The following is a 13,797-nucleotide window of genomic DNA, read 5'->3' as shown; positions in this document are numbered from 1 at the left end:
CGTATCGCCGCCATTTGGCCTGGAAGTGTTCGCGATCGTTTGCATCGAGCTGTTGCTTGTCCCGGCTCAGGTCAAGAAGGACTTGAAGTTGCCATCGCTGTCGGTTCCAAATCAAGCAGTGACCGGTGCTCGAGTCTTTCAGCGCGACGTCATAGCTGCTCGAAGTCTGCTCGCCGCGACCAGGTCCCAGCCGACGATAAGGCCGCTCCGCTTGTCTTCAGGATCGGACCAATGCGGGCCGCTCGCATAGAGGGCATGGATGCTTCCGACCCGCGTGAATGTCGTCGAGCCGAACGAATGGACCACGACAGGCATGCCCATGGTTCCATCGTACCGAAATTTCGATCCGACCCTGTCTTGAAATAGAAACCGCCCGGAAGTGCCCTCCCTCCTCGGGATCCGACCTAGCTGCAGTTGGTTGTAAATCAAATCGGTTACTAAGCCTCGCACGTAAACGACCGCCCTTGAGTCCGATAATAGCAGGATGAGTTGGCGGGGCGCGAGGGACCTGATCTGGCGATCAAATGTCCCCGACATCTCTCTCAGGCGAGCAATTGGTGATCGTGCAGGAGGCCGATCAGATAATCGCTGAAGGTCGCAGACACACCCGCATCGTGCTCGTGGACGTCGGCTCCCGATGACGCGGGCTCGGGCATGCTATTGGGCTGCTCGGCCGGAGCATCCAGACCGGTGCCGAATTCTGCGAAGACGAAACCGTCGCTCGTCACGGTAACGGCCCGACCCGAGGGCGCCAACGACGCGGAGTGAACGCCGGTGAATCCATCGCCGTTCAAATCCTGGTGGAAGATCGCTTCGTAGGACTGGAACGTGCTGCTGTTGCCGGCAACGGCGCCGGTGAGGAAGGCCGTGAAGTTGCCGTTGCTGTCGGTGCCCCAAATCGAGAACTGGCCAGTGCTCGAATCCTTCCACGCAACCTCGTAGCCGACACTGACCTGCTCTGCCGCGATCGGGGACCACGTTCCAGCCTGGCCGACGGAAACGAGGGAGCCGCTCATCTTGAGCAGCGGGCCGGTACCACCGGTCGAGAGCAAATAGTTGGTCCCGCTCGCGACTAGGCTCGTCACACCCGCGGATTCGATCACCAGCGTAAGAATGCCGATCGTTCCGTCGCCGTTCAAGTCCTGGTGGAAGATATCTTCGACCGATCTCAGAGTCGTGCTGGTGCCCGACACGGCGCCCGTCAGGAACGAAGTGAAGTTGCCGTTGCTGTCAGTGGTCCAGATCGAAAACTGGCCGGTGCTGGAATCCTTCCACGCGACATCATAGCCGGTCGATGTCTGCTCGGCTGCGATCGGCGACCAGGTTCCGGCCTGCCCGACGAAAACGGCCGTTCCGCCCATTTTCAGGACCGGACCAACACTCGTCCCGTTCGCATAGAGCGCGTAATTGCTCCCGACCTTTGTCAGGCTCGTCGAGCCGACCGACTCGAGACTCTCGGCGCTTGGCGCGGCCGGCATGCCAATCGTGCCGTCGCCGTTGAGATCCTGGTGGAAGGTATTCTCAATATTTTGCAGCGTCGTGCTGGTGCCGGAGACCGCTCCGGTCAGGAACGAGGTGTGATTGCCGTTACTGTTGGTGGTCCAGATCGAAAACTGGCCGGAAGTTGGGTCTTTCCAGGCGACGTCATATCCAGTTGAGGTCCGTTCGGCTGCAATTGGGATCCAGGGCGCGATGCTGCCTACTGTCGCGCCCTGATATTTCAGGGAGGGGCCCGTACCGCCGGCCGCCGGATTTAGCTCATAGGTGCTGCCTACCTGAACAAGGCTGGTGTCGCCGATCGTTTCGATCACAACCGGAGTGAGCTGGCCGATCAAGGTGATACTTGAGATCGTGCCGTCAGCGAACTGAAAATATTCCGTACCCGACACGATATCGCTGCCATTGAGCTCGCCGTACCGCTGATCGACGAGCGTGAAGACCTGCGTGGTCGTATCGTAGCTGATCCCGTAGTTCGCCCTGCTGCCGGAATATACCGCCGTGTCGGTGCCGGCGCCACCGATAATCGTGTCGTTGCCTCCGCCCCCCGTGATCGTGTCGTTGCCGCCGCCGCCGTTCAGCGTATTGGCGATGGCGTTACCGATGATGCTGTCGTTGGCCGATCCGCCGTTGGCGTTGTCGATGTAGGAGCGCGCGTCGCCGTCGAAGAGGTAGGCGTTGTAGACGTTGCCCGACGCGTAATGACCATTGCCGAGATAGGCCAGCTGCACGGCCGAGAATACCGACGAGGCGCCGGGATTGAGATTGATGCTTAGATTAATCGTGTAGTTCGACAGGTCGTAGGTATCGAAGCCGCCGCCATCCCAGACCGTCTCATAGATGCGGTTGGGCGAGCCGGCGACGCCGCCGCCGGGCGCGAGCTGTCCGACACCGTTGATGAACTCTTGCCCGGTCATCGGATCCCAGCTGTAGACAGTGTTGCTGCTCTGGGTGGTGTAGTCCGCGCCGTACATTGTCTGAAGCGCGAGGATATCATTGGCCATATAGGTCTGCGAATATCCGTAGGCTTCGTTGGTATACCCGCCCGTGGTCGAAGCGCCGACATAGCTGCGATAGCTCATGACGGTGTATTCGCTGTCGTCGTGCGCGCTCGGCACCGCGACATTGGCGGGGCCGCCCGCCTCCTGGCTGTGCTTGAGGCCGAAGGCATGACCGAGTTCGTGCAGCGCGGTGGTGAAGTAGTAATTGCCTAGCTTGGCCAGCGAGAAACTATATTGGGTACCGAACCAGATGTCGCCACCGGGCGCGTAGTTACCCGGATAGTAGGCGTAGGCGGTCGGATTGGCCGCCGGCGACTGCGCGATCATGATGTCGGCGCCATTCGTGCCTGCGTACTGGACGTTGGCGTTGGTGTAGCTGAGGATCAGCCCGATCGCGTAATTGACCGCCGCCTGGATTTGCGTGGGCGCCGAGGCAAAGCCCGACGTGGTCGGCTCGCCGTCGCCGCCGCTGTAGGGATTGGCATAGTCGCTCGGAGAGTCGGGGAAGCTATAGGTGATCGTGCCTGACCATTTGATGCCCGACAACAGGCCGTCGATCTCAGCGTTGTTGGTGGCACTGACATTAACAGCGGTAGCCAATGGACTCTCCAAGACGCGCGTCGTCTGATTCGCCGCGGGGGCACATGATTCTAGCTAGAGAGTTAAACGTTTGGTTTAAATGGGGCAGCGGCGTTCGCGCCGCCTCCAAAAGGCTGTGTTAGCCATCGAATCCCGTAGTCATACGGAAACACGAATAGAGAGTTTCGTTCCCGCGAGTCGCAGGGTTTCATGAAACGACATGCACTCTTAGCAGGCCTGTTTGGCGCCTTGATCGCGCTTGCCGGACTGTCCCATCAACCTCTGGGAGGACTGCCTGTCATGGTGGAGACGGCCAAGACAGGCGACAGCGGGAAGGCGAGGCCGGCGCCCTCCATGCCAATAGCGCGAGATCCTGCCGCTGCGGTGGCAGAGGAATACGAAGCTGCCCGCCGTAAGGGAACGCGGGAGGCCCTCGAGCTCTTCGTTGCGCGCCACGGCGATGATCCTCTAGCCGATCAGGCGCGCGCCGCATTGAAGCGCTTGCCGCGATGATCTCGCAGGCTCAGCATCAGGCAAGGCATTTCGGCAGATGGGACCGGCGCCGAGCCGGCTTGTCGCGTGATCTTTCGGCTCTATGGTAGGCCCGCAACCTGTCCCGGAGCCTTTCAAGATGACCTTTCCGCATGCCTCGGAAGCCCTGTCGCGCTTCACCGTGCTCGATCTGACCCGCGTTCGCTCCGGGCCGACCTGTGTACGGCAACTGGCGGACTGGGGCGCGAACGTGATCAAGATCGACGCGCTGACCGAAGATGCCGGCGGCGAGCAGCCGGGCGGGCCGCGACGGGGTTCCGACTTCCAGAATTTGCACCGCAACAAGCGGGCGATGACGCTGAACCTGAAGGCTGAACGCGGGCTCGCGGTCTTCAAGCGCCTCGCCACTAAGGCCGATGTCGTGGTCGAGAATTTTCGGCCCGACGTGAAGAAGAAGCTCGGTATCGACTACGACAGCCTCGCTGCGATCAACCCACGCATCGTCTACGGCAGCATCTCCGGTTTCGGTCAGGACGGTCCGTATCACGAGCGGCCCGGCTTTGATCAGATCGCGCAAGGCATGGGCGGGCTGATGTCGATCACCGGCGCACCGGGCCAAGGCCCGATGCGGGTTGGCATTCCCGTCGCCGACCTCACCGCCGGCCTGTTCTGCGCCATCGGCATCCTCACCGCACTCCTCGAGCGCGAGGTCTCGGGCAAGGGACAATGGGTGCAGACTTCGCTGCTGCAGGCCCAGATCTTCATGCTCGACTTCCAGGCCGCGCGATGGCTGATGGAGAAGGAAGTCGCCAAGCAGGCCGGCAACAACCATCCGACCAGCATCCCGACCGGCGTGTTCAAGACCTTGGACGGCTACGTCAACATCGCCACCACGGGCGGACGGATCTGGGAGCGCTGCGCTCAGGCGATCGGCGCCCCGGAGCTCTACGCCCATCCCGACTACGCGACGGCCCCTGCCCGCTCCAAGAACCGCGACGCGCTCAATGCCGAGATCGAGAAGCGCACGGTGACGAAGTCGACCGAAATCTGGGTCCGCGAGCTCAACGAGGCCGGCGTGCCGTGTGGACCGATCTATGCCATCGACCAGATGTTCGAGGACGCCCAGGTCAAGCATCTCGGCATCGCCCAGGACGTGCCGAACGAGGAAGACCGCCCTATCCGCCTGGTCGGCCAGCCCGTGACGCTGTCACGCACGCCGAGCAGGATGGTGGCGCGGCCGCCGGAATTCGGCGAGCAGACCGACGAGGTGCTGGCCGAGTTCGGCTTTGAATCGGATGGGATCGCGGCGCTCAGGAAGGCCAAGGTGGTCTGATCGGGGCAGCTGCTTTCCGCTGCCCTGATCGCATCGGAAGAGTCTCAAAATGTCCCTCGGAGCTGGTTGATGAAAGTCGTGATCCTCGCGGGCGGTCTGGCACCCGGATTTCCGAGGAGACCCGCACAAAGCCCATTAATCGGGATCGACGGCCGGCCCATCCTGTGGCACATCATGAAGATCTACAGCCATCGCGCTTCAGGACTTCGTGATGTGCCTTGCTACAAGGCTCAATGATCAAGGAGTACTTCGCCAACTACTTCCTTCACATGTCCGACGTCACTTTCATCTCGCCGAAAACCGCATGGAGTTGAGCCACAAGACCGCCGAACCATGGCGGGGTGACATTGGTGGGTATCGGCGACACCATGCAGACCGGCGACCGGCTCAAGCGCGTGCAGCGACCACTGTGCGCGAAAAGCCTGATGTCCGACGCTGTGCAAGCCTTCCTTGCTGGCGAAGCGCTGCGCCTGCGCATTGCCGACTCGGTGCGATCATGGCAGCACGTGCTAGACTCGATGCTGGGACTATCTGATCCTGATCGAACGGATGGCGCGAGACATCCCGATTTCGCCAGCACATGGGCCCGGCCCCGCAAGCGAGTTACCGGTTCGTGTCATCGCCGGTTGTTCGAGTGTTCTGTAGGGAATGGCGCGCTCTGGGCCGGCGACGGCGGTCTGCATCCGCACGAAGCCGCCCTTCTCAGGCTCGATTGCGACAAGGCGCGAACGCGGCCCGGCTGGCTGCCGCGCCTCGATCTGGACCACGGACTTCGCCTTACCATTGACCGGTACAAGGTGCTCGGCGAGAACCGCGACCCCTGCCAATTGTCGCTCCATCAGATCGATTTCCCACCAGGCAAACGGGCGCCGTGCAGCCGGGGTAGCCGCAGCATGATGCCGACCGGGTCCATGGAATCATGCGCATCGCCAACCGACAGAGCGCTTACAGCGACAGGAATGCATCGAGCTCGTCGGCAAGCGCGCTCTCCCAGCTCCGCGGCTCAAGACCGTATGCATCCTTGAGGCGCGCCAGATCCAGCCGGGAATTCGTCGGGCGCACCGTCTTGAGGGGATAGTCCTTGCTGGCGATGGGAACAACCTCGCCCGCCTTCAGCACCACGTTCCGCGAACGCAGTCCCTCCACGATCGCGCTGGCAAAGCCGTGCCAGCTCGTAGCGCCGGAATTCGTCAGGTGAACGAGCCCGTTCGCGCGCGCGAACGCCGCCGCCAATTGCGCCTCGTTCCGCTCAATAATATCTGTCAGCATGGCTGCAACCGTGCGTGCGGACGTCGGCGCTCCACTTTGGTCCGCAACCACACGCAGTGTCTCCCGTTCGCTAGCAAGTCGAATAATCGTACGCATGAAGTTGTTGCCGAGCGCGGCATAGACCCAAGCCGTACGCACCACGAGATGCGGGCCGCCCGCGTTGCGAACGACGTGTTCGCCAGCGAGCTTGCTTCGGCCGTACGCAGACTGTGGACCGGTCGGATCATCCTCGCGCCACGCGCGCTCGCCACGCCCATCGAACACATAATCCGATGACAGATGCACGATGGGGACCTCGCGGGGAGCCGCCCATTGCGCCAACGCACCCGGTCCCTCGCCGTTGATCAGCATGGCGCGCCCGGGCTCGTCTTCCGCACGGTCTACAGCGGTATACGCTGCGGGGTTAATGATGAGATCGGGTCTCATCGCATCGAGCAACGCTCCCAATGCCTTGGGCTTCGATAGATCGAATTCGCCTGACGTTGGTGCAATGACGGAGTGACGTTCCTTAAGGAGAGGCAGGAGGGCGCTCCCTATCTGCCCTGAAGAGCCTGTCAGCAGAATGCGCATCACACTTGCCCGTAGATCGGAAGGTTCTTGACCTCGGCCAGCAATGGCGCGGCAACGTCCTTCGCCGAAAGAGAAGGACACTCAATACCCCATTTGACCCCAATCGCGGGATCATTCCAGCGGATCGATATCTCGTCATTTGGACTGTAGATTTCATCGCATTTGTAGAAGAAGTCGGCCGTCTCGGATAGGACCAGGAAGCCATGCGCGAAACCACGAGGAACCCACAATTGACGACCGTTCTGCTCGCTGAGCTCGACAGCGACGTGACGTCCGAAGCTGGGACTACCGATGCGAACGTCAACCGCGACGTCGAGTACGTGCCCCCTAAGGGCGGTCACGATTTTGCCCTGGCTCGACGGATTCTGCAGATGCAGACCACGCAATACGCCGCGGCCTGACCGGGACATGTTGTCCTGCACAAAAGTGCGTGTAATACCGGCTTCCCGGTAGCGCTGGAACTGGTAGGTTTCCACGAAAAAGCCGCGTCGGTCGCCAATCAACTTTGGCTCGATGATCAGGACTTCTGGAATCTCTGTTGCAACGAAGTTCATTGGGGCGCTACACGTCCGCGGCTAAGTGGCGTCGCCATATAGCAAACTTGTCGGCGACGGGCTATCTGCTATATCTCCGAAAATGGACTTTGCGCGAGGTTTTATGAAGGGGATCATCTTGGCCGGCGGTACCGGCTCGCGGCTATTTCCGGTGACGACGGTTGTATCGAAGCAGCTTCTCCCAATCTTCGATAAGCCGATGATCTACTACCCGCTCTCGACCTTGATGCTGGCGGGGATCAGGGAAATTCTCGTGATCTCGACGCCGCAGGACAAACCCCTCTTCCAGCGCCTGCTCGGCGACGGATCCGAGATCGGCATGCGCTTCGAATATGCCAGCCAAGAGACCCCCCGTGGCCTCGCCGATGCCTTCATTGTCGGCCGCGAGTTCGTCGGCTGGGATCGGGTGGCACTGATCCTGGGTGACAACATCTTCTACGGCCACGGGCTTCCGGAAATGCTGTTGAAGGCCTCTTCTCGCGAGAAGGGAGCAACCATCTTCGGATATTTCGTCAACTCGCCCAGCCAGTATGGCGTCGTCGAACTCGATGCAGATCACCGCGCGCTGTCGATCGAGGAAAAGCCCGAGCATCCGAAGTCAAACGTCGCAGTTTCTGGATTGTATTTCTATGACAATGACGTGCTCGATATTGCGGCCACCGTCAGGCCGTCGGCGCGTGGCGAAATAGAGATCACAGACGTGAACAGTGCCTACCTTCAGCGCGGCGACCTCTATGTCGAAGTTCTCGGACGAGGCTTTGCCTGGCTTGATACCGGGACCCATGCCTCGCTCGTGGAAGCCAGCCACTTCGTCCAGATCCTCGAGCAGCGCCAGGGCTTGCGCATTGCATGCCCAGAGGAGATCGCACTCCGTAAGGGGTACATCTCGCTGCAGCAGTTTGAGCAGGCTGCTGAGAAATCAGCCAAGAGCAGTTATGGCGAGTACCTGAAATCTGTTGCCCGCTCCTACAAGGTCTAAGCCGCTTCGCGGAGACGAGATATGCGCTTCAAGGGATCAACGATTTTCGTGACTGGCGGTGCGGGCTTTATTGGCTCCGCGGTCGTAAGACACTTGCTTCGCGACACCGGCGCGCGCGTCGTGAACATCGATAAGCTAACCTACGCCGCCAATCTCGACTCGCTCGCGGGCGCGGACGGCAATCCGAACTACGTGTTCGAAAAGCAATGCATCTGCGAGGCCCCCGGCCTACGCCGATTATTTGAAAGATATCAGCCTGACGCCGTGATGAACCTTGCGGCAGAAAGTCATGTCGACCGCTCAATTGACGGACCGGGTGAGTTCATCCAGACCAATATCGTGGGAACGTTCACGCTATTGCAGGAGGCGTTTCGTTATTGGCGCTCGCTCACCGCTGAGAAGCGCGCAGGGTTTCGCTTGCTGCACATTTCGACCGACGAGGTCTTCGGCTCGCTCGGCGAGGGCGGCCTTTTCACCGAGACGACCGCGTATGCGCCCTGCTCGCCCTATTCAGCGAGCAAGGCCTCGTCCGACCATCTGGTGCGCGCGTGGCGGGAAACCTACGAGCTCCCGACCATGGTGACGAATTGCTCAAACAATTACGGGCCCTATCACTTCCCTGAGAAGTTGATCCCACACATGATCATCAAGGCCTTGGCTGGCGAGCCGCTGCCGGTCTACGGCGACGGCAAAAACATTCGCGACTGGCTCTATGTCGAGGACCACGCCAAGGCACTGACCATGGTGCTGGAGAGCGGTAAAATTGGCGAAACGTACAATATTGGCGGACGCAACGAGCGCACCAACCTCAACGTCGTCGAAACCATTTGCGACCTGCTCGACGAGCTCTCCCCGAATGCTGACGGCTCACACCGCCGTCTGATTTCTTTCGTCGCGGACCGCCCCGGCCACGACCGTCGCTACGCCATCGACGCTTCAAAAATCGAGCGCGAGCTCGGCTGGCGCGCAAGAGAGAATTTCGAGAGCGGGATCGAGAAGACCGTGAGATGGTACATCGATCAGAAGCCTTGGTGGCAGGCAATCTTAGCTCGCGGTTACACTGCAACGAGGGTTGGTCTAGGAGAAAGTGCGCGCATCCTAAGCTGAGCTTCTTGGCATGCACGAAGTCCCATACCTAGTGATAATCGACTTTCAAGCCGCGCCCGGCGAGCTCAGCCACGAGATCGCGCTGGTGAAATCGCCGTCCTTGATCCGCTGCGACAGCCAGACCGCGATGCTCGAGACTGCCTTCGGCTCGTTAGCCGCCGATCTGGCTAGGCTCGACGCTGCTGGTCTCATCAAGCCACTTCACGAGCGATAGTTGCAACCCCAAGCTGCTTGGCGGCCTGATTGCGGGACATCCCGCCCTCGATCGCGACCACAACACGCTCGCGAAGCTCAAGAAAGTACGGCTTGCCCATCATGCCGGCCCCGTCCAACCAGCATGGTAATCAAAAGCCGCTGATTTAGGAATCCAAATCGATTCAGTCTAATCCATCCCACTTTAGGCTTTATTCAAGTTCGACTCTCGAACTATAAGCCAAGATACCTTTGACGCCGGCGCTTAGCTCTAGCCGACCTTCCATTCGAATATCTCTACATGGATTTCGGGAGCGAGACTTACTTCCGATTGGCAGACCGATGATGTTCGAGCCGTAACGCGCGCTCGTCGTGGTCACCGGTCCGCGACGATCGCACGCCGGTCGCCTGAACGTAGCTCTCGAGGCCGACGACCCATTTCGGATCGACCTACTAATTGTAGCCGAGCTGACCGCCCCAACCATCGACATTCTGGCCAAACGCGCCGAGTTGCGTGGCCGGGAGCGGCAGCGCGATCGGCGCCACGGTCGTGCGGCCCCAGCTGTATCCGGCGTTTAATCCGACATAGAAGCCCGTCCAGCTCCAGACCAGATCGACGAGGGCCGAAGCCTTCAAAGGCTTCGGTGCCGGATCAGCGGCCAATGCGCTGGTTGCGACCAGCGATGCCGCCGCAATCCCATCATGATCCGCTTCATGGCAACGCCCCGTAAAAACAAGACATCCATGGGGAGCATAAGTGGCAGGGCCGGCCCAGGCTGTCGCACAACAGCAACATTTGGGAACAACCACTAGGCATCAGCGACCCAGACTATGGCGACACAATAAAGCTGAGACGCTGATCGAATTCGCTTTTCATTGAGCCGTCGTCTTGGCCCGTCGCCTCCAGCCGGCACGGCCGAGCACACCATCGATCACGGGCCAGAACAGCAGCAAGATCGCCAGCGTGGTGATCGAGCCGACCAGCCCGTTCGACCAGAACACCTTGAGGTTGCCCCCAGAGCCGATCATCGACAGGCGGAAGGCATCCTCGGCGCGGTTGCCGAGAACGAGCGCCAGGGTGAACGGCGCCAGCGGAATGCCGATCTTCTTGAAGACATAGCCGACGATTCCGAAGCCCAGCATCAGCCAGATGTCGAACATGGCGTTCTGGATCGCATAGGCGCCGATCGCGCAGGACACTACGATCATCGGCGCCACCGCCGCAAAGGGCACGCGCAGGATCGAGGCGAAGATCGGCACGGTCGTCAGCACCAGGACGAGGCCGACGACGTTGCCGAGATACATCGAGGCAATCAGGCCCCAGACGAAATCCTTGTGCTCGACGAACAGCAGCGGGCCGGGATTGAGGCCCCACACCATCAGGCCGCCGAGTAGGATCGCGGCGGTGCCGGAGCCGGGAATGCCGAGCGCCAACATCGGCAGCAAGGCAGCGGTGCCGGAGGCATGCGCTGCCGTCTCGGGCGCGAACACGCCCTCGATGCGGCCCTTGCCGAAGCCCTCGGGCTCCCTGGCGAAGCGCTTTGCCAGATTGTAACCCATGAAAGAGGCCGCGATCGCGCCGCCCGGGGTGATGCCAAGCCAGCAGCCGATGAAGGAAGAGCGCAGCAGCGTCATCCAATATTTCGGCAGGTCCCGCCAGACGCCGAGCACGACGCGGAGTGAGATGCTCGCCGCATGCCCGCGCAGGGCCAGCCGCTCCTCCATCGTCAGCAGGATCTCGCTGATGCCGAACAGGCCGATGACGGCGACCAGGAAGTTGATGCCGCGGAGCAGCTCGGCCGAGCCGAAGGTCATGCGCAACTGGCCGGACACCGTATCCATGCCGACGCCGGCGAGCAGCAGGCCGAGCGACATCGAGATGACGGTCTTGTGCTTGGCCTCGCGGCCGAGGCCGACGAAGGAGCAGAAGGTCAGGAGATACACCGCGAAGAACTCGGGCGGGCCGAACTTCAAGGCGAAGGAGGAGATCATCGGCGCGAGGAAGGTGATCAGCATCACCGCGACCAGCGAACCGATGAAGGAGGAGGTGAACGCCGCGGTCAGCGCCTCCGCCGCCCTGCCCTGCTGCGCCATCGGATAACCGTCGAACGTGGTCGCGACCGACCAGGCCTCGCCGGGGATGTTGAACAGGATCGAGGTGATCGCGCCGCCGAACAGCGCGCCCCAATAGATGCAGGACAGCATCACGATCGCCGAGGTCGGATCCATCGTGAAGGTGAGCGGCAGCAGGATCGCCACGCCGTTGGGGCCGCCGAGGCCGGGCAGCACGCCGACGAAGATGCCAAGCACCAGCCCGACCATCATCAGCACGAGCGTCTTCCACGTCAGCAGGACGGCGAAGCCGTGAAGCAGGAGACCGAGAGCTTCCATCGCAGACCCGTCCTAGCGAGAGAAGGCCGCTTCGAGCGGCCCTTTCGGCATGATGACGTCGAAGGCGACATCGAAGGTGACGAACATGATCGCCGTGAAGACGAAAGCTGTGAGCAGCGACTTCCACAGCGCGATCTTGCCGACAAAGCGCATGAAGCCGGAGATCAGCAGGAAGCTCGCGACATAGAGTCCGAGGAACTGCATCGTCAGGCAGAACAGCAGCGTCGGCACGAACACCGCCATGACGCGGCGGGCTTGCGCACGCGTGACGAAGGTCTCGCGCGCCGCGCGGTGCGCGCCCAGCGCCGCGACAAGGCCGTAGAGGCTGCCGCCGCCGAGAATGATGGAGAGGTAGAACGGGAAATAGCCGGGCTCGGGCCCGGTCGCATCCCAGGCCGCGCCGGTGCGCCAATTGTCGTAGCCGAGCGTGACGGCAAGAGCCAGCAGCAGCAGGCAGACGATAATCTCGATCGTGCCGGAGGAAACGACGGAGGGGGAGTCCTCTTCGGGCGCGGTGGGGTCGTCGACAACGATTTCAAGATCGGTTTGAGACATGCTCTGTCAGGGACGGAGTGCGTTCAGTTTCCCTCTCCCCAGCTTGCAGGGAGAGGGTCGGGGTGAAGGGGAGGCGGGATCGGTGAGTATGGGACTCGCGGAGCGCCCCCTCACCCGCATTGTATCCGACGATGCGATGCGACCTCTCCCGCCGGCGCGCAGAGGCGAAGCCGCTACTTCGCGACGAATCCGGCTTCCGTCATCAGCGACCTGTTGATGGCATCGTCCTCCTCGAGGAATTGCACCATGTCCTTGCCAGTGAGGAAGATCGGCTTCAACGCCTGTTTCTCCATGTACTCCTTGTACTCGGCGGTCTGCGTCACCTTGTGGAAGAGATCGACGTAGAACGCCTGCTGCTCGGCCGTGACCTTGCCGGGCAGGAACATCGCGCGCAGCATCAGATATTGGACGTCAACACCCTCCTCCTTGCAGGTCGGGATGTCGGCCCAGGACTGCGTCTCCGTCACCTTGGTGGTGTAAGCGATCCGCTCCTTGTCGAACACGCAGAGCGGCCGCACCTGGCCCGCGCGCCAGACTTCGAGATTTTCGGACGGGTTGTTGACGTTGGCTTCGGTGTGGTTGCCGACGAGCTGGGTCGCGGCCTCGCCGCCGGATTTGTAGGGCAGATAGGAGAATTTCGCGCCCGTCTTCTGCTCCAGGAAGACGGTCAGCACGTGGTCCTCGCGCTTGGAGCCGGTGCCGCCCATCTTGAACGGCGAGCTTGCAGCCTTCGCGGCCGCGACGAACTCCTTCACCGTCTTGGGGCCTGCGCTGTTGTCCCACAGCACGAACTGGTCGAGCGCGATCACCGAGACCGGGGTCAGCTCGCGCCAGTTGAACGGGATCTTCGCCGACAGCGGCAACATGTAGATCAGCGAATAGGCGATCAGCACCTTGTTCGGATCGCCGTCGCTGGACTTCATGTACATCAGCGCTTCCGCGCCAGATGCCGCGCCCTTGAGCGAGACGACCACCGGCTGCTTCATCAGATTGTTCTTCTGGATCGCGGCCTGCATCATCCGCGCCATCTGGTCGGAGGCGCCGCCCGCGCCCGCGGCCACCACGATCTCGACGGGCTTTGCCGGTTCCCAGCCGGCAAACGCCGGCGTGCTCAACAACAGCGCCGTCGCAGCGCCGACGGCTTTCACTGGAATTCGCACGAGTTTCGTCCCCTGATGTTTTTTGAGTTGTAGGTGCGGAAAATTCTATCCCTGCATAGTGCGGACTAATCCTGACGAGTTCAAGCAGACGGGCAATTCAACGCCTAGGACTTTCGAC

12 protein-coding genes and 1 pseudogene are annotated in these 13,797 nt (G+C 61.3%); 4 read left to right on the top strand and 9 right to left on the bottom strand.

From position 1 onward, the window contains the following. Positions 1-542 precede the first annotated feature (542 nt). Positions 543-3,098, bottom strand: a complete 2,556-nt coding sequence (locus SE91_RS35170; protein ID WP_082813694.1) for a M10 family metallopeptidase C-terminal domain-containing protein — start codon at positions 3,096-3,098, stop codon at positions 543-545. A 610-nt stretch (positions 3,099-3,708) separates the two neighbouring features. Here SE91_RS35170 and SE91_RS08485 point away from each other — a divergent pair. Further along, positions 3,709-4,902: a CaiB/BaiF CoA transferase family protein gene (locus tag SE91_RS08485; protein ID WP_061847265.1), complete on the top strand. Its 1,194-nt coding sequence runs from the start codon at positions 3,709-3,711 to the stop codon at positions 4,900-4,902. A gap of 69 nt (positions 4,903-4,971) precedes the next feature. Beyond that, positions 4,972-5,300, top strand: a pseudogene (locus SE91_RS38235) (sugar phosphate nucleotidyltransferase); the annotation flags it as partial. Between the two features lie 129 nt (positions 5,301-5,429). Here the strand turns inward: SE91_RS38235 and SE91_RS36970 are convergent. The 3 genes from SE91_RS36970 to rfbC form a co-directional block, all read right to left on the bottom strand. Then, positions 5,430-5,741 (bottom strand): hypothetical protein, encoded by a 312-nt coding sequence (locus SE91_RS36970; RefSeq protein ID WP_061847264.1) that lies wholly within the window; start codon positions 5,739-5,741, stop codon positions 5,430-5,432. Between the two features lie 106 nt (positions 5,742-5,847). Further along, positions 5,848-6,741: a dTDP-4-dehydrorhamnose reductase gene (rfbD, locus tag SE91_RS08475; RefSeq protein ID WP_061847263.1), complete on the bottom strand. Its 894-nt coding sequence runs from the start codon at positions 6,739-6,741 to the stop codon at positions 5,848-5,850. Then, a complete protein-coding gene (gene rfbC / locus SE91_RS08470) occupies positions 6,741-7,295 on the bottom strand; it encodes a dTDP-4-dehydrorhamnose 3,5-epimerase (protein WP_061847262.1) in 555 nt (184 codons plus the stop codon). The genes rfbD and rfbC overlap by 1 nt, the downstream gene beginning before the upstream one ends. A 103-nt stretch (positions 7,296-7,398) precedes the next feature. Here rfbC and rfbA point away from each other — a divergent pair, with 103 nt between their 5' ends. Both rfbA and rfbB read left to right on the top strand, forming a co-directional pair. After that, the gene (rfbA, locus tag SE91_RS08465) at positions 7,399-8,274 is read left to right on the top strand and encodes a glucose-1-phosphate thymidylyltransferase RfbA (RefSeq protein ID WP_061847261.1); all 876 of its coding nucleotides are present in this window, start codon (positions 7,399-7,401) and stop codon (positions 8,272-8,274) included. A gap of 21 nt (positions 8,275-8,295) precedes the next feature. Beyond that, positions 8,296-9,381 carry a dTDP-glucose 4,6-dehydratase gene (rfbB, locus tag SE91_RS08460; protein WP_061847260.1) on the top strand — a complete coding sequence of 362 codons (1,086 nt, stop codon included), beginning with the start codon at positions 8,296-8,298 and terminating at the stop codon, positions 9,379-9,381. Between the two features lie 191 nt (positions 9,382-9,572). On the opposite strand, the gene SE91_RS38005 is transcribed toward rfbB, so the two are convergent. From SE91_RS38005 to SE91_RS08435, 5 genes are all read right to left on the bottom strand, one after another. Next, on the bottom strand, positions 9,573-9,698 hold the full coding sequence (locus tag SE91_RS38005) for a hypothetical protein (RefSeq protein WP_283806222.1): 126 nt from the start codon (positions 9,696-9,698) through the stop codon (positions 9,573-9,575). Between the two features lie 328 nt (positions 9,699-10,026). Next, positions 10,027-10,236, bottom strand: a complete 210-nt coding sequence (locus tag SE91_RS08450; protein ID WP_061847258.1) for a hypothetical protein — start codon at positions 10,234-10,236, stop codon at positions 10,027-10,029. A gap of 210 nt (positions 10,237-10,446) precedes the next feature. Then, the gene (locus tag SE91_RS08445; RefSeq protein ID WP_061847257.1) at positions 10,447-11,964 is read right to left on the bottom strand and encodes a tripartite tricarboxylate transporter permease; all 1,518 of its coding nucleotides are present in this window, start codon (positions 11,962-11,964) and stop codon (positions 10,447-10,449) included. Positions 11,965-11,976: 12 nt separating this feature from the next. Next, positions 11,977-12,519, bottom strand: coding sequence for a tripartite tricarboxylate transporter TctB family protein (locus SE91_RS08440; protein WP_061847256.1), 543 nt, complete (start codon positions 12,517-12,519; stop codon positions 11,977-11,979). Between the two features lie 173 nt (positions 12,520-12,692). Next, positions 12,693-13,673, bottom strand: coding sequence for a Bug family tripartite tricarboxylate transporter substrate binding protein (locus SE91_RS08435; protein WP_502687173.1), 981 nt, complete (start codon positions 13,671-13,673; stop codon positions 12,693-12,695). Positions 13,674-13,797: the final 124 nt, after the last annotated feature.

Source organism: Bradyrhizobium sp. DOA1 (assembly GCF_001593325.1).
In the GTDB taxonomy this organism is placed as follows: Bacteria; Pseudomonadota; Alphaproteobacteria; order Rhizobiales; family Xanthobacteraceae; genus Bradyrhizobium.
Note: the sequence above shows the minus strand (reverse complement) of the source record. Positions and strands in the feature narration are given on the sequence as shown.